The following is a 21,059-nucleotide window of genomic DNA, read 5'->3' as shown; positions in this document are numbered from 1 at the left end:
AACCAAGATATGCACAGGTTCAGCACCCATTTCTAGCATAAAGCCAACTACGCTGTATACTAAATCTGGTTCGCCGTAGATAGCGAAGCGCTTGCCGTGAATCCATGAGTGGGAGTCAGTCATGGCATCAACTGCCCGACCGCGTTCAATTTCCAATTCTTCGGGAATGGGTATACCACTCAATTCGCTGAGTTTCATCAACAACTCATCAGTACCCTTAATACCCCAAGGACGGATAACTGAGGTTGGTTGCTTCCACTCTTTTTCGATGTACTCGCGGGTTTTGAGGGTAGAGTGTGATTGCAGAGCAATTGTAGCTTTCGCATTAATTGAATCTTCTGCATCTTCTAGCTTTGTACCACCTGGGTACATATCGAACTCACCTGTGTTGGGTGAATCCAGGTAGTCGCTGTTGTCAGCTAGAATGGTGTAGTCAAAGCCAAACAAGGAAGCAATCCGCTTGATTTCGCGGTTGTTGCCTACGTAGGTGTCAAAACCTGGGATGAAGTTGATTTTACCATTGCTGGTTTCTTTCTTATGACCTGCTGTCAGGTTAGAAAGAATTCCCTTCATCATGTTGTCGTAACCAGTGATGTGGGAACCGACAAAGCTAGGGGTATGAGCGTAGGGTACTGGGAAATCTTGAGGAACTGAACCAGCTTCCTTGGCGTTGTTGATGAAAGACTGCAAGTCATCACCAATTACTTCTGCCATACAGGTGGTGCAGACAGCGATCATCTTGGGCTTGTAGAGTTGGTAAGAGTTCGCCAACCCGTCAATCATGTTTTGCAGACCACCAAACACGGCTGCATCTTCAGTCATTGAAGAAGATACACCAGAGAATGGTTCTTTGTAGTGACGGGTTAAGTGGGTGCGGAAGTAAGCAACGCAACCTTGAGAACCTTGAACGAAAGGTAGAGTACCTTCAAAACCAACAGCAGCAAAGATTGCTCCTAGTGGTTGGCAGCCTTTAGCAGGGTTAACGGTTAAAGCTTCACGAGCGAAGTTCTTTTCCCGATAATCCCAACCTTTTGTCCACTCTGCAACCCGTTGTACTTCTTCGGCTTCGTGACCGTTTTCAAACTGCTTTTTGTTTTCAAATAGCTGTTGGTACTCAGGTTGGTGGAATAACTCGACGTGATCTTGAATTTTTTCTGGATTCTGAGGCATTTCTGGATCTCCAAGGTTACTGAATTCTTTTACTGATTGAGGAATGAGGATTTGAGGCGGGAGTGGGAGGTGGGAATATGACTCAAAATTCAAAATGCAAAAATCAAAATAAATTTTTAATCTTTCAATTTTGAATTTTGTATTCCCAACTCCCCCCTGGGGTTTTAGCCCCAGGTTATCCTTACTTATCTCACTCTCCCATTTCCCTAAACGGCAGCCTTAGCCTTAGCCTTAGCTTCAGCCTTCTTAGCCTGAGCTTTTTCATTCCAAGGAGCGCCAATTAATCCCCAGGTTGGGCTGTTGAGTGCCAAGTCCATATCACGAGCGAAGATGGCAAAGCCGTCATAACCGTGATAAGGGCCGGAGTAATCCTTTTTGTGGTTTAATTCTTTTCAACAGCCTAATGTTTGCAGTAAACAGTGTCAGCGATAAGCATTGTTCGCTGAGAACACATTTATTTTTAGGCTAAATATAGGCTAAAAACACAGCATAACTAGCTTCAGGACTCACGCATCATCTAAATGTTGTCCTGAGCCAAGGCGATTAAAAAATTGCCTGTTTTTTTGCTCATTCTCTGCAAGCACAGCAGCAAAAAGAACACATGAGAACGAAAGTACTATTGGAATTAGAGAAAGTTAATCTGCGTTTAAAATCTGCAAAGGCAAAGGTAACAATTAGAGAATCGAATGGAAGTCTGCAATTACGGGCTACGTTACCAATTAAACCGGGAGACAAAGACAGCAACGGTACTGGGAGAAAGCAATACAATCTCAGCTTGAATATTCCCTCTAACTTGGATGGACTCAAGACGGCTGAGGAAGAAGCTTATGAGTTGGGAAAGTTAATCGCTCGTAAAACTTTTGAATGGAATGATAAATATTTAGGAAATGAGGCAATTAAAAAAGAATTTAAAACCATAGGAGAATTACTCGAAAAATTTGAAGAAGAGTATTTTAAAACTCACAAGCGTACAACTAAAAGCGAACATACTTTTTTTTATTACTTTTCCCGCACAAAGCGATTTACCAATCCTAAAGATTTGGCAACTGCTGAAAATCTGATAAGTTCAATTGAACAAATTGATAAAGAATGGGCTAAGTATAATGCAGCTAGAGCGATCGCAGCATTTTGCATGACATTTAAAATCGAAATCGATTTATCTAAATATTCCAAAATGCCTGAGAATAATTCCCGGAATATACCGACCGATACAGAAATATCTGAGGGAATTATCAAGTTTGAAGATTATCAAAATAACAGAGGTAATCAAGTTAATCAAAATGTTCAAAATAGCTGGCAACTTTGGCGGTGGACTTATGGAATGTTAGCAGTTTTTGGTTTACGTCCACGGGAACTTTTTATTAATCCTGATATTGATTGGTGGTTGAGTGCAGAAAATACAGATTTTACATGGAAAGTCCATAAAGATTGTAAGACTGGTGAGAGAGAAGCATTACCATTATATAGACAATGGATTGAGGATTTTGATTTGAGAAATCCTAAATATTTAGAGATGTTGAGGGGTGCGATCGCAAAAAAGGATAACACTAATCATGCTGAGATAACGGCGTTAACACAGCGAGTTAGTTGGTGGTTTCGCAAAATAGGATTGGATTTTAAACCTTATGATTTACGCCACACTTGGGCAATTCGAGCGCATATTTTAGGGATACCAATTAAAGCGGCGGCGGATAATTTGGGGCATAGTGTGCAAGTTCATACCCAAACTTATCAGCGTTGGTTTTCGCTAGATATGCGGAAGTTAGCGATTAATCAAGCTTTGAGTAAGAGGAATGAAGTTGAGTTGATTAGAGAGGAGAATGCTAAGTTGAGGATGGAGAATGACAAGTTGAGATTGGAGGTTGAAAAGTTGAGAATGGAAATGGTTTATAAACGTAGTTAAATTTGCTAAAGAAATTGATGTGGTACGTTGCACTGCGTGACAATACACACTACTTTGAAAAAACATATTTTTTATCCTCTTGATTGTATCTTAAAATACTATGAGATGACCATAACCCAATTAATTACAGTCTTTGAGGTTTATGACGACGAGCAACAAGCGATCGCATCGTTTTCTTAAAAACCCAATATCTGTAGGGTGCGTTGTCGCAAAGCGCAACGCACCGTCATATATCAAACATCCCAAATATCCGACGAAAGCTGAACCTGACCATCACTACCCCAATCTAACGGGTAAATCTTTTGCCCAATAAAACGATGAATACTCGAAAAAGTCCATTGCTGCGGGAATTCACAAAGCTGATGCCGCACTGAATTATAGTGTATGTAGTCACAATGATTAGCAAAATCAACATCATCTCGAATTAAATGTTCCCAGAAACGGCGTTGCCATAGATTTCCTTCTTTTCGCTTTTCTCGTGAACGCGAAATACCGACATCAAGTCCTAGCTGATGCCCATAGTATTTGGTCACAAAGCGTTTGATTAAAAGCATTCGCATCGATATATTGCTATCTCTTTCAGGCAGAGTCCATAGACTGTGAAAGTGATCTGGTAAGAGAACAAAGGCATCAATGGAAAAAGGGTAATTCTTGCGGACATGATTCAGGGCGGTACGGAGAGCAGTACGCCCGATATCAGAGCAAAGCCAGGGTTGTCGTTGGTAGCTAACTTGGGTAATGAAATAGGTGCCACCAGAAATATGAGGTCTACGGTAATTGGGCATGGGCATGAGGGAATGGCGTTTGTATTTAGGATGCCCATGATTGATGTGGTGCGTTGCGCTGCGCGACAACACACCCTACCCATACTTGTATTTAATTTGTGTCCACAGTCGTAATGCGATCGCATCCCTAATTTAGGGTGCGTTGTCGCAAAAAGCCAGAGTTACTTTACTCAAAAACAACGCCGCGATAAATTTCTGCCATTGATAATGCGATCGCAACTGAATCCAAAGAAATAGATACCTCTAAGCTGCTAAAATCACTGAGCAACCAACCTTCAGCTTGTTTACTGTAGCGTTCCACAAAGGGTTCATCTTGCTCGACTAATAAATATTCGCTAAAACTTGGAATTACTCGATAGATCCGAAATTTATTTTGTCGATCGTAATCTGCGGTGGAAGGAGATAGGACTTCAACAATCAAAATGGGATTCAAGACTTCATCTGAGCGATCGCTAATGGTTGGAAATTAATAATCTATTATAAAGATTATAGAAAGTCTGTTTGCGAGTAGCGATCGCAAACAGACTTGACTTTTTTATACTTCTAATTAAGCCTGTTCCCAAAGCTGACGTACATAGTCAGGTAGCCAGCTAGCAATTTCCTGAATTCGTTCTTCGGAAAGTTCATCTTTGGTAGCAGAAAACACTGCTTTAACCGCTTGCTCTCGGTCTACTGTTCCCGGCTTTCCGCCTTCATTAGCAACTCTGAACAGGAAGCGATCGGAATCGATCTTGAAGATACCGGGGCCTTGCCAAGGTGGACGAACCCGGCTTAAAAATCCCACAATGGGATTGGTGTCTTTCCAGAGATCAGACACTTCAAACTGGAGTGCTTTTTCATCTGTAGGTATAGCCTCTGTATGCAGTTCTGCCTCGACACGATCGCTGGCTTCTGTGGTCATTAAGTCGCGCATGACGCGAAACACAACTTCGGTAAAGTCTCTTGCATCATAGGGATCTGCAAACCCGGCTTTGACCTGGACTTTTTCTAGGAACGAGCGATGTTCGTCTGCGATCGCAGTTCGAGTATCTTCAATCTCTGTTGGGTCAACTTCTGGAATGTTTGTTCTAAAACTTTGATCTGGCATTGTTTTTTCTTCTGGTTATTAATTTTGAGTCTTTATGCTTACTTTATGTAAGGTCGCACAAATCAAAAACCCTTGGGATCTTCCAGAAGTTTGAGATAGTATCTATTCAAAAGTTAGAAATTCATCTGATCTGCTCATAGCTGTAAAGTCATGGTTGAGGTGAGAAGAGCAATACTTCTGATGTTTGTGCCCGTCTGTGTCGAAAACCAGTCAAAATAAATGAGTTGGTATAAAATGAGCCGAAACAAAGATGCTAGAAACAAAAAACATCGAAATTAACACCTCTTATGTCAAAGTACCCAACGATGACTTAGAAATCGATGCTTACTTAGCTCAACCAGCACAAAACGGGACCTTTGGCGCGATTATAGTTTTTCCAGAAATCTTTGGAATAAACAGTAATATTCGAGATATTACTGAACTAATTGCTAAACAAGGATATATAGCGATCGCTCCAGCCATGTATCAACGTATTGCTCCTGGTTTTGAGGCTGACTTTAGTCCTGAAGATGTTGGCTATAGCCCAGAAGCCTATCAACTTGGTTTGCAATATTATCAACAGGTAAAATATCAAGAGATATTTAGCGATATTCAAGCTACCATTACTTACCTAAAAACTTTACCCAATGTCAAAAATAATGCAATTGGTGTCATTGGTTTCTGTTTTGGCGGTCATGTTGCTTATATAGCTGCAACTTTATCCGATATCAAAGCAACAGCTTCGTTCTATGGTGGTGGGATTACTACTTCTAGTTATGGTGAAGAGACTCCAACCATTAATCGTACTTCAGAAATTAAAGGTACTATCTATGCATTTTTTGGTACAAGGGATACATTAGTTTCCCAGGAAGAAAACGAGCAAATTGAGGCAGAATTAAAGAAACATCAAATAAATCATCGTATATTCCGATACGATGCAGGACATGGATTCTTTGCCGGATTTTTCAAAGATAAGTACCCATTTTTACAGCAGCACCCAAGTTACAACCCTGAAGCTGCTCCTGATGCTTGGCAGCATGTTCTAGAACTGTTTCAAAACAACTTGTGATATGGTTACAAGCTAATCAATCTTCTTTTAAAATGTTGGTAGTCGGGACTTCAGTCCTGATTTTGTAAAGCCTTTTAGGCATAGCTGTGCTTACAGCGTAGCGTCTCGTAGTGAGGATTTTAGTCCTCACTACAAAACAAAATTATAAGAGTACGATACTGTTGGCTTTAAGCTTTTGAGTTTTTCAGCAGCAATTGACAACCACATAAAAACGGGTTTGGACTTTCTATGCGATCGTCCACAAGCACTTCAATGGGAAGCTTGCTGTTATAAATCAATTCGTCATAATCCATCAATGCATCCCACTTGATTTTGCCAGTCGGGAAGCCTAGCTGTGAACTACTATCAGATATTAATTCTTGCCATTTCTGAATCTCTGGATCTTGTGATTTACAGTAATCGAGAATAGCAATCAAGGCACCAGGCTTAGTAACTCGCAGGATCTCTGCAAGGGCACAGACTGGATCGCTAACGACACAAAGGGTAAATCCCGATGCTGCTGCATCAAAAGTATTATCAGGAAAATCAAGATTGCAGAGATCCGATACCTTGAAGGTAATGTCTGCGGATACGCTTTTTTTACGTGCTTCATCCATCATCTTCTCAGAGAGATCGATACCGACGACATGTACATCTTCAGGATAGGCTGGAAGATTAAGACCAGTTCCTACCGCAGCATCCAGGGCAGTTTGTCCTGGCTTTAGCTGCAAGGAAGCAATTAAGGGTTCGCGCTCGATGTGCCAGTAACGCTTCATAATTGCGTCATAATCCACCGATCCCTGATCGTAGGTTTCAATCACCTGATGTATTTGCATTAATTTTTTAACAAACAGAACTACTGACTTTAACTATCTGTTCAACTGTATAATCTGTTAGCGCCCAAAATTTGTATATTCTCTTACCAATAAAAAAACTTCATAATAGATATATTCTCCGTTATCCTTTGACCGAACAATATCTATAGCAGCGAAGTGACAAGAGCGGTTGGTGTATTATCAAAAATAGCGATCGCACCAATGGCAGTGTTACGATCATGCAGAGTGATTCCCCCTAAACGGCAAATCATTGTTCAAGCTTCGGAAATTAGCAAAGGTATTGTTACTTACAACACTTTACAAGTCAATGAAGTACACCCCTCCTCAACTTCAAATCTGCTGTATAATCCAAAACTCTCTACATCTTCCTGTTCCCCCAAGCCTAAGCCATAATTCATAGTTCAACCATTCGTGAGCCGCAGAGGAATTTGAATGATAAACTCGGTTCCTTTTCCAGGAGTTGAGAAACACTCCAGTTTACCGTTATGTTTTTCTGTGACAATTTGATAGCTGATAGACATACCCATGCCGGTTCCTTTGCCTACGGGTTTGGTGGTGAAAAAGGGATCGAATATTCGTTGCTGAAATTCTTTAGAGATACCAACTCCATTATCAGCGATCGCTACTTCTAACCACATTGAATTAACTACTGATGTGCGAATCCTAATTCGACTGGGATTTTTCTCCATATCCTGATCAGTACGCTTGATATTGCTTTCTTCTAATGCATCAATTGCATTGACTAAAATATTCATAAATACCTGGTTGAGTTGTCCGGCATAGCATTCTATTAAGGGTACATTGCCATACTCTGTAATGACCTCAATTTCAGGTTGCTCTGGTTTAGCTTTGAGACGGTTTTGCAAAATCATCAGGGTGCTATCGATGCCTTCATGAATATCGACCCTTTTGAATTCTGCTTCGTCCATGCGGGAGAAGTTTCGTAGCGATAGTACAATTTGGCAAATGCGCTCGGTACCGACTTTCATGGAAGACAAAATTTTCGGCAAGTCTTCTTGCAAAAACTCTAGATCCATATCTTCAACAGCAATTTGAATTTCCGAAGCAGGGTGAGAATTATACTGCTGATACAACTGCACAAGTGTTAATAAATCCTGAGTATATTCCTCTACATGGTCAAGGTTGGCATGAATAAAGTTGACTGGGTTATTAATTTCATGGGCGACTCCAGCAACTAGTTGTCCGAGACTAGACATCTTTTCACTTTGAATCACTTGAGATTGAGTGCGCTGCAATTCTCCTAATGCATTTTTGAGTTCAGTGGTGCGCTCTTCTACCCGATCTTCTAGTTCTTCCTTGCTTTTCTCTAGGGCAGTAAACGATTCGTGCAGTTGCCCTGCCATGTGGTTAAAAGAGTTAGACAAAGTATTAAGTTCTTGAATGCTGCTAGTTTCTACTGTCTGATCTAAATTGCCGGATGCCATTGCTTCACTTGCCCAATTCAAGCGCAGAATCGGGCGTACAATCCAATGAGAGGTGAACACACCCATCACTGAGGCAATAGCCAATGCGCCAAAACAAAGGGCGATCGTGGTTTGCGTGTTGGCGTTAATTTGCGCCATGAATGTGTTTTCTGGCACACTTACAACTACTAGCCAATCTAAGCCATACTTGTCACGCCAAGGTGCAACATCGACAAAATTCTGTTTTCCATCCACCTCAAGCTTAAAATCTGTGTCTTTGGCGATGGACTTAAACCCGTTGAAGGTTTGGAGGTGTTTGGCAATGTTCTGTATCATTGGATTGTGGCTGTTAATCGCCTGCAATCTCTGCACTTTTCGATTAACGAGGGTAAAGGGTTTCTCTGTACTAGAACTGGCAATTAATGTGCCATCGCGCTCTAAGAGGAATACTTGTCCAGACTTACTAACATCTAAACTACGTAAAAAATCGCTGAGTTTTAACAGATGAATATCTGTAGCAATCATTCCCAGCAAGCGATTTTGCGAATCATAGATGGGACGACTGGCAGAGGCGACAATGTAGGGGCCCGTGGGATAATTTCCAGTTACAATCTTTGCCCAAATAGGTTTACCTGCGGCAATGGGTTGAGTATACCAAGATTCACTAGAATTTTGCCAATCCCACCGAGCATTGACCTGAGTTCGATTACCTTGATTATCGGTAGCGTAGGTGTAAGTATTGTTTGGAGGCTTGGCAGTCCAATCATCAATGGTAATTGTCTTGCCATCATAACGAGCAGCACCCAATCCCTCACCCGTAGTTAGTCCGATGCCAATATAAGTAACGTCATACACGCGGATCTGATCCCAGAAATACTTGCCAAGGGTTTGGCGATCGCGCACATCTAATATTCCCCTATGGATAGCATCTGCATTGATCTGATTAAGCGTTTGCGGAATGGAAAGATGAGACTTCAAATGTTCATCCACTACCTCGCTAGTACGATCCATCAACTGCTCTGCCAAGTCGTTAACTGCTCTTTGTCCATTTTTAAAAGACAAATAACCCACTAAACTAACCGCTCCAAAAATTTGGATAAGGAAAGGAACGACAAGAACAATCTGTAATGGGAACCCTTTACCTTTGCTAAAATAGGGAGTTTTCATTGGAAACTAGAAGTTAATACTTATCTTATTTCCTTCTATAGTTCCCAAGATACTCACATACTCACCTTTGTTTAAATTTTTTGTCAAACTGTAGGGTGCGTTTTTTTGTCAAACTGTAGGGTGCGTTATGTTGCGCGACTACTTACGGGTAAATATTTTGATAAAACAGCGATGTCTACGACGGGCTGCGCCTACGCAATTATTTAGGTTTGACAAAATTTTGAGTACTACGGCACATCTTAATTTGTCGCTACCGTTGTCTTTCCATTCTTGCCTTCCAGGCTGGCAACAAATGACGGTTGCTCCGCGGCGTTAGAAGTTGGCGACTGGCCTCGCAGTCCTTTACGACGCTGGCTTTTAGGAACTCCTCCCGCCATGCCATACTCTACACTGCTTTTGCCATATCGAGTCCCAACAGCCATTAACATGTGTTCTGTCATATCTCCCAACTTATCTTCTGTGTCCAGCATTTCACGATACAACTTATCCAAGCTGGAAAGGGCACTGTTGTAAGCATTTTCTTTAGATCGCATCGTCTCGATCAGGGTTGAGAAGGCAGGTAAGGTAAGTCCATTGCCTAAATCTAAACTTGGATCAATTGAGTTTATGCTAGCGGCACGGCGCACTGCTCTTTCTAACACTACGGAAGTTCTTTTTCTACGAGCCATGATCTACACCTTGGAATACAGTACGGTTAATATTCTTTACCTTAAAGCGCTTCCGTATAGATCAGCCTGAGAGAATTCCAGCAAATCTGCAATAGTTTTTGCTACATAGGAATAATTACAGCAGATTGCGCGAACTACTTAAATGAGAAAGCAAACTGGGGTTTGAGAAAGTAAAAGCTGCTTTTGCTAACTAAATTTGACTTTATCTATATTTTTAAGCTGCAATGGCTAGTTTTGATCGTTGTAATGGTAGTGCGATCGCAAAGCATAACGCTTAAATATATCTGGGTATCAGGTTTTAGGCAATAAACTGAATGATTTATAGCTGTAGATTTTACTTTTACAAGTTTAAGTTTGCATCTAAATAAATAGATGTAAACTAGTTGAAACTATCCAAACTTAAAATTTGATTGATATTTTACTATTTTAAATATTGTTTTCTACCTGCTTAAAATATAACTTTGATTTGAGTGAACAGCCAATTTACACTAGTTTGCCTACATTTGACTAAAGCTCGGTTCTAGGTGAACCGAGCATGGATTGAAATTTCATTTGATGAGCATCATGGCGCTTATAGGATGTTTTAAAACTCCCGAAAGTTATAATTTTGCAATTCTCTCTGGGTTAAGTACAATGCTAAGTTAAGGTTTTAGCTATGTATTAAGATACAATGCTTTGCTAACTATGATAGCAAAACACCTTTTTAAAACATCATCTTAGACAAGCGCAATTACTTTTGTATAAAAACAAAGAAATTTTACTTGCGAGTTAGGTTAAGTAGTTCTTTGGGAGAAGCAAGTAAGTCAATAGCAACGAAGTAAATTTGACCTTGAGGATCGAGTAAAAATCGCCAAGCAATGTTCATCCCAACATTACCTCCAAACCAAGGAGTTTCGACGGTACCAGTAACCTTATGCTGGGTATAACCATCTTCTATAGTTTCCGAAACGCCTTTGGTTGGCTTCATCACTAACCCTTGTCCTTCATCTCTTAGGTAGGCAGTGATTGCTTCTCGGCCAACAATTGGTTTTTGGAAAGGTGGTTGCAGCGCACCATTATTAGCAAATAAAGCAACAGCAGCTTCAAAGTTATCTGCATTCATGGCTTCAATGTATTTCAGCACCGTTGGTTCTGTAACTCCCTCAATAGTAAATTGGGGACTTAGAGATGCACGCTGGAACTTAAAGTTTATGACTTCTCCCTGTTTATTATCAGCCAGAGACGGATCAAATCCCATATTTACTACAGTATTGCGTAGTACAGTAATTTGCTGACTCTGATCGATTCTCTGAACAGCTTCTAGCACTGCTTTAACTTGGGTTGACATTTGATAGCCAGCTGGCATAGGAGCGACAATACCCTGTTTCATCCACTCTCCTAACTGCCACCAAAATCCCAATTTGGCATTGACTCCAAAGTATGCATAAGAACGGCTGATGGGAGTATCAGCATTACTCGCTAAATCTCTCATTAACTGCGTTTGTTGTTCATGAGACATCTGCTTAATATCGTTGAATATACCTTCCATTAATTGGAGATTTGCTTTTCCGGGAGCAGCTGGAGTAATTGTACGACCTAGTTCAGCGTAGGCATACCAGAGAAATGCCAATTGATCGTCAATGTTGAGTTGAGCAAACATTGCTGTAGTGGCTGGAACAGCATCTGCCACTTGAGTGCTAGAAAAAATATTCCGTGCAGATTCGATAGTATAACTCATGCTTGTTACCTCAAGGATTTATCTATTCAGTAGTTGCTTTCGGCTACATTTTGCAGTTTAAGGGATAAATCTAGGGCATTTTTCCTGGATAACACAATTATCCCTAGATATTTAAATCCGAATTATTATTCACTACTCTGGCATCATAACTGGTAAACATTAACAAAAGGCTAAGATTTATAAGAGATTTATCTGATGAATATCATTGAATGAAATGTATATCTACTATTTATTTTCAATTTATAGTCTAATAAAAGTAATTTTAAAAAATAGATCCCTCCAAAGGAGGATACTTAACTGTATAGCATCTATCTTTTTAAATAAATATATCTAGCTCTTGAGCTTTTTGGCAATAAAAATAGAATTTGGTAATTGCTTAAATTAGTTTTTTTAATTACTGTATGTGTTGCAATAGATTTATGTTTAGCCATAGGCTGGGCCAAATAAAGTGAAGTCTGTCTAATGCAAACCTTCGGTTCATTTATTAGTAAAATGCAAGTTACAAATTTTTTGCGATCGCCCTTTAGTTAGGTGATAGTTCTGGCTCAATCTTTTTGCATAACATGAGTTCATTATTTTAGCTTCAAATATGATCGCACCTCTCAATTAGGGTGCGTTGTCGTAACGCACCTATGATCTCAAACATTCCAAATATCCAAACGCAAGCGGAACATCGCCATTCCCATCTTAATAACCGTAAATCCTCTGTTGAGGTATAGAAAAGGTTATATACAATAGTATTTACTAGCACTAAGGGACTTCCAAATAAAAAAATATACAACTATTTATTGTGGGGTGGGCGTCTCGCCCGCCCGAATCAGTCTGGAAAAATGAATGACGATTAGCTTATCGCTTCCATAACCATGAACACTGCTGCTAAGATTTTTATACTGAAAGCTGAAAATTTAATCATAAGATTAAGTTTTACCGTTAAAATTGCCACATAGGTTCTTAGCGATCGCTTACTAGTTAAAAAAATATCCTGACTTAAATCCTCCGCTTCTTGGGGGTTACCCAAACCTTCAACAGATTGGCAAAAACACTATGGCAAAGCGTAAAAAAAGCAATCTCCAGTGGATTAAAGAAACCCTTGAACTAAAGCCTGACCATCATTGGGAATCTCCATCAGGCTATAAAATATTTGTTGCGAATCGCGGGGCTGTTCGCTTCAATGTACCCCAGGATTGGATTTTTGAGCCACAAGAAAAATCCTTCAAGTTCCTCGATAAAAAACCCCCCAACGATGATTGCTGTTTGGAAGTATCTTTCAATCCTCTGCCACCTAATGATTGGAGCCAGTTTCCGCTAAAATCTACCTTGAAGAAAGTCCTGGAAAACGACAGCCGCAACATCATTGCTAAGGGAGAAATTATTACCGTCAAGCGCCAAACCGCCAAAATTGTCTGGACAGAGATGAAGTTCATTGACACTCAAGAAGAACCACGGGAAGCTTTTTCGCGGACTTGCATTGCTTTGGGGTCGAATATTCAGTGCTTGATTACATTCGATTATTGGGTAAATCAAGCAGAACAATTAATACCCGTTTGGGATGAAGCGATTCGTAGTCTCACGCTAGGGTTGTATATTCGTGACCCGATGACTGGTTTGGCTTTCCCAGATTGAAGTCCAAGAATGATTGCTCAAGCTTCTTTGGCAAATATAGCGATTCCCGACTTGGTGAGGTACGTTTTCAAAGCTACTATAGCCATTTTCAATCCGGTCAGGTACAGGTATGCAAATAGACCTAACCCCCTAACCCCCAACTCGTCGCGGGAGGGGGGAAAAGTCAAAGCTTCTCTCCTTTTAGGAGAGAAGTTAAAATTGCTGCTCAGGTTAGTTATAAGGGGGTTCAAGTAATTGATAATAATGCTCCAGCGTCTGATTTAGAAATTATTCAAACAATTCAGGCTATTGAATAATTAAGTTGCTGCTCAGATCCCCGACTTCTTGAAGAAGTCGGGGATCTAAATCCAGCGATTTAATAAGTCAGATTCAATATTTATCTTGCCACGCTACTAGATAATACATTTTTTAGGTTGTCATTTTTAAATAAAAAACTATTTTCACTGAGATTTTCTGAGACTAAATATATAGCGATCGCCTCAACATAACAATTACTTTAACCCTGTGTTCTCTGCGCCACTAAGCTTAAGTAATTTCTGTGAGTTTCCTGCTTAGTCTGGGTACTCTAAAGGAGACATCTGTCACATTTTCATCTGAAAGTTGGGGATTTTCTGATTATCGCCCTGCAACTACAAATACAAAGTGTTGATTGGAGTTTGTTTTATGCCTCTTGCTAATCATATACCTCACAAGCAGCGGCGATGCCTACGGCGGGCTGCGCCAACGCTCCGCACCATTCTAGTGATTCCTTTTGTGCTGCAAATCTTTGCTGCTGTGGGATTAGTCGGTTATCTATCATTCCGCAACAGTCAGCAGGCAGTGAATCACCTAGCTCATCAGTTGATTCGAGAAGCCAGCTTACGAGTCGATCAACATTTAGATACTTACTTAGCAAGTTCTTATGAAATTGCCCGCAGCAATGCTGAACTAGTTGAGTCAGGGTTACTTAACCGACAAGATTTAGATTTGGTTAGCTATCAATTTTGGCAGAAAGTGAAATTGCATCAAAAAATCAGCTATATGCACTTTACCCAAACTAATAGCAATTATTTAGGAGTTGGACGATGGTTGCCGGGTGAAGGGATTACAGTCGATGAAGTTTCCCCTCGAACGAAGGGAAAAAACGTTGTTTATAAAATGGATAATCAAGGAAACCGAACTCAGAAAATTGGTTCTTATGACTTTAATCCGCTAACTTATCCACCATTCGTGCGAACCTCACAATTGCGTAAACCCAATTGGTCGCCTGTGAAAGTTTTGCAAGAAATTGATGGATATGTTGCTCTTGTATTTGGTCATCCAGTTTACGATCGCAACCAAAACTTCATCGGCATGATGGCAGCCGATCTCACGCTGTCTCAGATTGGTGACTTCCTTCAAGATTTGAAAGTCAGTCCCTCTGGAAAAATTTTCATTATTGAGCGGGATGGAATGTTAATTGCTCACTCAGTAAAACAGCCGATTCTCAAAGCAACTGGTAAAGATAAGCAACGCCTGAATATTTTAGAAGATCCCGATCCGCTAATTCAAGCAACTGCCCAACATTTGCAGCGTAAATTTGTTAGTTTTGGACAAATTAAGAATGTACAAGAACTTAATTTTAATGTCGGTGGCAATTCTTCTTTGCTGACACAAAGTGAACGTCAATTTGTACAAGTGACTCCGTGGCGCGATCAATTTGGTCTGGATTGGTTGGTAGTCGTGGTGATTCCCGAATCAGATTTTATGAAACAAATCAATGCCAACACCCGCACCACAATTTTACTAAGTTTAGCTGCTTTGTTCATTGCCACAGTGTTTGGAATTATTACGGCTCGTTGGGTGACTCAACCCATCCTCCGCCTCAATCAAGCCGCCAAAGACATTGCCAAAGGAAATTGGAACCAAACAGTTGAACTTAATCGCACCGATGAACTAGGAGAGTTAGCCATCTCCTTTAACCAGATGGCAGGACAACTCAAAGAATCATTCGAGACACTGGAACAGCGAGTTAGCGATCGCACTGCCGCATTAGCTGAATCCAATCAACAGCTAGAACACTCTAAAGAGAAAGCAGAAGTGGCAAATCAGGCTAAAAGTTCTTTCATTGCCAACATGAGTCACGAACTCCGTACCCCCCTCAACGCCATATTAGGGTTCGCCCAACTAATGACTCGCAGCAAAACTCTGTCCACTGAACACCAAAAAAATGTCAGCATCATCACTCGCAGTGGCGAACATCTGTTGACGCTAATCAACAACATCCTGGATTTGTCCAAAATTGAAGCAGGCAAAACTACACTCAATCTCAAGCATTTTGATTTATATCGCTTGTTGAGTGATTTAGAAGATATGTTTCGCCTCAAAGTCGAAGAGAAAAGATTACAACTTTTATTTGAATATCTAGCAAATGTGCCGCGCTATGTAGAAACTGATGAATTAAAACTGCGCCAAGTGTTAATTAACTTAATTAGTAATGCAATTAAATTTACCGATGAGGGTGGTGTATCGTTGAGAGTCAAGGCGATTGCTTCCTCTGAGACATCACCCAGCCACACTCTATATTTTGAGGTAGAAGATTCTGGCCCCGGCATTGCTGCTGATGAACTTGATAAGTTATTTGAAGCCTTTGCTCAAACCCAAAGCGGCAAAAACGCCCAAGAAGGAACAGGATTAGGATTACCCATCAGCCGCAATTTTGTGCAACTTATGGGTGGCGAGATGAATGTCAGTTCTCAAGTAGGGTATGGTACGCTTGTTAAATTCAAGATTCAGGTGACGGCTGGTGAGGCGGCTGATGACGAAACCGTGTGGTTCAAACGACAGATTATTGCTTTGGAATCCAATCAACCCAGTTACCGCATCTTAGTTGTGGATGATAAAGATATCAATCGCCAGATTCTAGTCAAGTTGCTCAGTCCCTTGGGCTTTGAAGTCAAAGAAGCCGAAAATGGTCAAGAAGCGATCGACATTTGGCAACAATGGCAACCCCACTTGATTTGGATGGATATGCGAATGCCAGTGCTAAATGGCGTTGAGGCCACAGAATACATCAAAGTTCAAGCCAACGGCAACAGCCCAAAAATTATCGCCTTGACTGCTAGCAGTTTGGAAGAAGAACGCGCCGCATTTTTGGCAGTTGGTTGTGATGACTTTATGCGAAAGCCGTTTCGAGACTACGAAATTTTCGACGCGATGGCAAAGCACATTGGAGTGCTATACGTATATGAGGAAACTCAAAATCAGCCACAAGCGCATTTGCCCACGGCTAAATTGCAACCATCCGATCTCAATAATATGTCTAGTGAATGGCTGAGTGAATTTCACGCTGCTGCCACCGTCGGACGGGATCAACGACTAATGGAACTAATCCAAAAAATTCCCAACCAAAACTCGGCGACAGTACAAGCCCTCAAACATTTAGTCGATAACTTTGAGTTTGACACACTGATCGAACTTAGCCAATCTATTTCTTAATATATGAAAACTCTATCCAAAACTGAAATCCTTGTAGTTGACGATCTGCCAGACAATCTCCGCTTAGTATCTAAGGTGTTAGTAGAGCATGGTTACGTAGTACGTAAAGCTACAAATGGTACGATGGCGTTGCGATCGGCTCAGGCAGAACCTCCAGACATGATTTTATTAGATATCAATATGCCCGATCTTGATGGCTATGAAGTATGTCGCCAACTCAAAACCTTTGATAACACTCGTGCCATTCCTGTGATTTTTCTCAGTGCGCTTGATGATGTGATCGACAAGGTAAAAGCATTTCAGGTAGGCGGCGCAGACTACATTACCAAACCGTTCCAAGTTGAGGAAATGTTGATTCGCATTCAAACCCAACTCACAGTACAACGTTTTACTCAAACTCTAGAACAACAAGTTGAACAACGAACTACTGAACTTTCCCAAACCTTGCATCATCTCAAAGAAACTCAACTCCAGTTAGTGCAGCATGAAAAGATGTCTGCGTTGGGTAATCTTGTGGCTGGCATTGCTCACGAGATCAACAACCCTGTTGGCTTTATTGCTGGGAATTTACAGCCTGCAATTGATTACATTAACGACTTGTTTAGGTTAATTGACTTTTATCAAAATAAGATGCCCGATCTTGAACCAGACATTGCAGACATTGATTTGGAATATCTACGAGAAGATTTGCCTAAGTTAATTGATTCAATGAAACTCGGAGTTCAACGCATCTGCCACATCAGCACGAGTTTACGTACCTTTTCCAGAGCCGATCGAGACTACAAAGTACTATTTAACATTCATGAGGGTATCGATAGTACACTTATGATTCTCAAACACCGCTTGAAAGCCAATGATGACCGTCCAGAGATCGAAATTGTCAAGGACTACGCTAATTTACCTCAAATCGAATGCTTTCCGGGACAACTTAATCAGGTATTCATGAACATTCTGGCGAATGCGATCGATGCTTTAGAAGACTCGAATATAGAACGGAGTTTCACAGATATTAAAGTGAAGCCAAACTGGATTACAGTGAAAACTGAACTGTCAAATGATAGCCAATTAGTCAACATCCGCGTTCAAGACAACGGCATCGGCATGAGAGATGATATCAAACAGAAAATTTTTGAGCATTTGTATACTACAAAAGCCGTTGGTAAGGGAACAGGATTAGGATTAGCGATCGCTCATCAGATTGTAGTCGAAAAACATGGTGGAGCGATCGCTGTCAATTCAACTTTAGGTGAGGGGACTGAGTTTGTGATTACACTTCCAGTTAAAGAGGGATGAGGGGACTTGAGTGAGAACTTGCAACGAGTCTTTCCCTTTGTCCTTTTTTCCATACCCAATCCCTTTATGCTAAATTTGGAGCGGATTGCAGACAAGATTGATCGAATTCAACTTAAGGGCAGCTTGGATAGTATTTTGACAGACTTGATTCGGATGAATCCGTAGCGATCGGGGTAAATACTCACACACGAAAAAGCCAGTATAATAACAGTAAGTTTATTTACGATAAAAGTGAGTATGCAACAGTCAGCTTCAGACTCTCAACAAAACCTTGCTCAAAAAATTGCAAAGTGGAAAGCTGGCCTGGCTGACTTGGGACGACGAAATCCTCTCATCAAGTTTCGGCAAGATAGTCCTCGAACTTTAGAAATTCTGACAGAAGAACCAGATTTTATCTTTACAAAGCTAACAGAAGAGAAAAAATCGCTTCCTTTTCTAATGATTGATAGCGAACCTCAAGATATTACTCAGCAGAAAAAACCTAAAGCATTATCAGGAGAAAAAAATCTTCTCGAATTAATTACTCGTCAAAGAGGAGATGAGCAACTAAAGCGGATAAATAAATTGCGTCTTGAGGCGCGACGCTCATTTGAAGAAAGAGGGGTAAACAGCCTATTTCTCGCCTTTGGAACTTTGACTTGGTATGACAAAGATAAGCCAGATGATGCTCTGTTCTCACCACTAATTTTAGTACCTGTAGAATTAATTAAAGAACCTAGACGAGATGTTTATAAAATATCTCTATTAGATGAAGATGTTGTATTAAATCCAACTCTGACACAAAAGTTAAAGCAAACTTTTGGGATTGAGCTTCCAGAGGGAGAAGCAGTACAAGGAAAAACTTACAATGAATTAATTACCCAGATTCGTCAACTGTTAGCACAAAAAACATGGCAAATTAAAGAGAATGTATTTATCTCGCTATTTTCTTATGCAAAGGCTGCAATGGTTCGGGACATTATCGAAAATGAAGCTCTAATTTTTGATCACCCAATTCTGCAAGCTATTAGTGGCGATTTAACTACTTATAAGTCTAACGATAGAGAACCCCTACCTGCATCTGCTCTAGATTCACAAGTTAAACCTGAGCGAATATTTCAAATTCTTGATGCTGACTCTAGCCAGCAAGTCGTAATTGAAGCAGCAAAAGCTGGTTCTAGCTTTGTTGTTCAAGGGCCACCAGGAACAGGCAAAAGTCAAACTATTGTAAATATGATTGCAGAACTGATTGGGGATGGCAAATCAGTTTTATTAGTTGCAGAAAAAGAAACAGCGCTGAGTGTAGTTTATAAGCGTATGGCTGAATGTGGTTTAGACCATATATGTCTTAATCTCCATCACAGTGGTACAACAGATAAGCGGGAGCTTGTAAATAATTTATCGAAAACTATTGAATATCTTAAAAAAATTTACGGTGAAGAAAATAATCATATATTTTTTGAGCGGCTTGTTTCTAGTCGTCAATTGCTAAAATTATATCTAACAAGTTTACACACTAAAGAAAAACCTCTAGATAAATCACCGTTTGAGATATTTGGTGAGCTTTTGAAAAAAGAGCGCGAAGCAATTCCCAATATTAATGTCATCTTTTCCAACTTCAGCCAATGGAATGAGATTAGATTAAAAGAAGCAAAAGATTTATTAAATCAATTGGCGCAATTTTTACCTTTCTTTAAAGGAGAGAAAACAACTATTTGGGCCAAAAGTTCTCTAAATTCTTATGAGATGGAATTGGAAATTACGGAGAAAATAGAGCAATTTCAGCAAGCTATTTTTCTAGTCCAAAAGATTAATCAAGAATTGCAAGAGACTCTCCAAATTCAACCTTTATTGAATTTAGAGTCTTTAGATAAGTGTTATCCAGCTATCGACTACATACGAAAAGCTCCATTAAATCTGCCAGAAAACTGGACTGGAATAGATATTGCAATTGCTCAGGATGCTTTCACTATTCTGCAAACAGACGTTCGAGATATTGAAAAAAATAAGCTTTCGCAAGAAGCGCAAAATTTGCTGGCTCGGCTTTCTTCATTTCTACCATTTTTAAGAGGGCAAAAAACAACTATTTGGGCGCAAAGTACTTTAAACTCCTGCTCTGAAACTCTAGAGCTAGAAATTAAGAATAACATCAATAAATTGAAACAAGCAATTTCTTGGATTCAGACAGCTAGCCAACAGCTTCAAATGATTATGAGGATTCAACCCTTATTAAATTTGGAAAATGTAGAAGCTTGCTTTCCTGCTCTTAAACATATACTGAAAGTTCCAGATAAGTTACCCGAAAATTGGCATGAATTGGATATTTCAACTGCTCAGGATGCCTTCAGTAAGTTGAAAGGCGATATTAAGTTACTAGAAGAAACTGAGCCAATTTTAAAACAAAAATATAATCCTGAATTATTCTCTTCAGAATTACCTGCTTTAGCTAACAGATATCAAAAATATAGTCGTTTTTGGTTGATTAGAATTTTTAATCCCCAATATAGGCGCGATATCAAGTTTCTGAAGAAACTAAGCACTAAAGAGGGACAGATTTCTCACAACGAATTAAAACGTGATTTGGCACAAGCCGTTCAAATACAAGCCGCACGAAACAAGCTATATCAAAGCAATTACCCAGCCCGCCAGATTTTTGGATCTTTATTTAACCCGGAAGTTTCTAGTGAAGAAGAATTAAAAGCAATTGAACAGTCTTTAAGTTGGTTGACTGGCTTACAAAAGTATTCACTTCCTGCTGAGTCAGCCCAACAGATTGTAAATTATCCCTCTGGACGGCGTGAACTGAATCAATTAGTTAAGAAACTTGAAGGGAGCATCCAGTTTTGGCAGAAAGACTCAAATAGCAAGTAAACCATTTAGATAAGCACAACGAACAGAAAGAATTTGGTTGACACTTTCAACAT

Annotated in this window: 12 protein-coding genes and 3 pseudogenes; 6 read left to right on the top strand and 9 right to left on the bottom strand. The window is 40.1% G+C overall.

Annotated features, from left to right (window positions below; genetic code table 11):
• Together nifK and V7K25_RS31765 are read right to left on the bottom strand one after the other, a co-directional pair.
• On the bottom strand, positions 1-1,170 hold a 1,170-nt coding region (nifK, locus tag V7K25_RS31515; RefSeq protein ID WP_335163854.1), incomplete at its 3' end, for a nitrogenase molybdenum-iron protein subunit beta.
• Positions 1,171-1,376: 206 nt separating this feature from the next.
• Positions 1,377-1,550: pseudogene (locus V7K25_RS31765) on the bottom strand (nitrogenase molybdenum-iron protein alpha chain); the annotation flags it as partial.
• Between the two features lie 179 nt (positions 1,551-1,729).
• Here V7K25_RS31765 and V7K25_RS31510 point away from each other — a divergent pair.
• A pseudogene (locus V7K25_RS31510) lies at positions 1,730-3,073 on the top strand (site-specific integrase); the annotation flags it as partial.
• Positions 3,074-3,306: 233 nt separating this feature from the next.
• On the opposite strand, the gene V7K25_RS31505 reads toward V7K25_RS31510, so the two are convergent.
• From V7K25_RS31505 to V7K25_RS31495, 3 genes and pseudogenes are all read right to left on the bottom strand, one after another.
• Complete coding sequence (locus tag V7K25_RS31505; protein WP_335163852.1) at positions 3,307-3,930, bottom strand: REP-associated tyrosine transposase; 624 nt, start codon at positions 3,928-3,930, stop codon at positions 3,307-3,309.
• A 94-nt stretch (positions 3,931-4,024) separates the two neighbouring features.
• Positions 4,025-4,309, bottom strand: a pseudogene (locus V7K25_RS31500) (Uma2 family endonuclease); the annotation flags it as partial.
• A 96-nt stretch (positions 4,310-4,405) separates the two neighbouring features.
• A complete protein-coding gene (locus tag V7K25_RS31495; RefSeq protein ID WP_335163850.1) occupies positions 4,406-4,945 on the bottom strand; it encodes a DUF2267 domain-containing protein in 540 nt (179 codons plus the stop codon).
• Between the two features lie 250 nt (positions 4,946-5,195).
• Between V7K25_RS31495 and V7K25_RS31490 the strand changes: the two genes are divergently transcribed.
• Positions 5,196-5,993, top strand: a complete 798-nt coding sequence (locus tag V7K25_RS31490; RefSeq protein WP_335163848.1) for a dienelactone hydrolase family protein — start codon at positions 5,196-5,198, stop codon at positions 5,991-5,993.
• Between the two features lie 167 nt (positions 5,994-6,160).
• On the opposite strand, the gene V7K25_RS31485 is transcribed toward V7K25_RS31490, so the two are convergent.
• The 4 genes from V7K25_RS31485 to V7K25_RS31470 form a co-directional block, all read right to left on the bottom strand.
• Entirely contained in the window at positions 6,161-6,808 is a 648-nt protein-coding gene (locus V7K25_RS31485; RefSeq protein WP_335163846.1) for a class I SAM-dependent methyltransferase, read from the bottom strand.
• Between the two features lie 401 nt (positions 6,809-7,209).
• Positions 7,210-9,399 carry a sensor histidine kinase gene (locus tag V7K25_RS31480; protein ID WP_335163844.1) on the bottom strand — a complete coding sequence of 730 codons (2,190 nt, stop codon included), beginning with the start codon at positions 9,397-9,399 and terminating at the stop codon, positions 7,210-7,212.
• 239 nt (positions 9,400-9,638) lie between these two features.
• On the bottom strand, positions 9,639-10,067 hold the full coding sequence (locus tag V7K25_RS31475; protein WP_335163842.1) for a hypothetical protein: 429 nt from the start codon (positions 10,065-10,067) through the stop codon (positions 9,639-9,641).
• Between the two features lie 757 nt (positions 10,068-10,824).
• Positions 10,825-11,784, bottom strand: coding sequence for an orange carotenoid protein N-terminal domain-containing protein (locus V7K25_RS31470; RefSeq protein ID WP_335163840.1), 960 nt, complete (start codon positions 11,782-11,784; stop codon positions 10,825-10,827).
• Between the two features lie 1,044 nt (positions 11,785-12,828).
• On the opposite strand from V7K25_RS31470, the gene V7K25_RS31465 reads away from it, so the two are divergent.
• The 4 genes from V7K25_RS31465 (at position 12,829) to V7K25_RS31450 (ending at position 21,006) form a co-directional block, all read left to right on the top strand.
• Positions 12,829-13,407 carry a hypothetical protein gene (locus V7K25_RS31465; RefSeq protein WP_335163838.1) on the top strand — a complete coding sequence of 193 codons (579 nt, stop codon included), beginning with the start codon at positions 12,829-12,831 and terminating at the stop codon, positions 13,405-13,407.
• 663 nt (positions 13,408-14,070) lie between these two features.
• Positions 14,071-16,863 (top strand): ATP-binding protein, encoded by a 2,793-nt coding sequence (locus V7K25_RS31460; protein WP_335163836.1) that lies wholly within the window; start codon positions 14,071-14,073, stop codon positions 16,861-16,863.
• Between the two features lie 3 nt (positions 16,864-16,866).
• Positions 16,867-18,156 carry a hybrid sensor histidine kinase/response regulator gene (locus V7K25_RS31455; RefSeq protein ID WP_335163834.1) on the top strand — a complete coding sequence of 430 codons (1,290 nt, stop codon included), beginning with the start codon at positions 16,867-16,869 and terminating at the stop codon, positions 18,154-18,156.
• 237 nt (positions 18,157-18,393) lie between these two features.
• Entirely contained in the window at positions 18,394-21,006 is a 2,613-nt protein-coding gene (locus V7K25_RS31450; protein ID WP_335163832.1) for a DUF4011 domain-containing protein, read from the top strand.
• Positions 21,007-21,059: the final 53 nt, after the last annotated feature.

This window comes from Nostoc sp., assembly GCF_036919495.1.
Classification (GTDB): domain Bacteria; phylum Cyanobacteriota; class Cyanobacteriia; order Cyanobacteriales; family Nostocaceae; genus Nostoc.
Note: the sequence above shows the minus strand (reverse complement) of the source record. Positions and strands in the feature narration are given on the sequence as shown.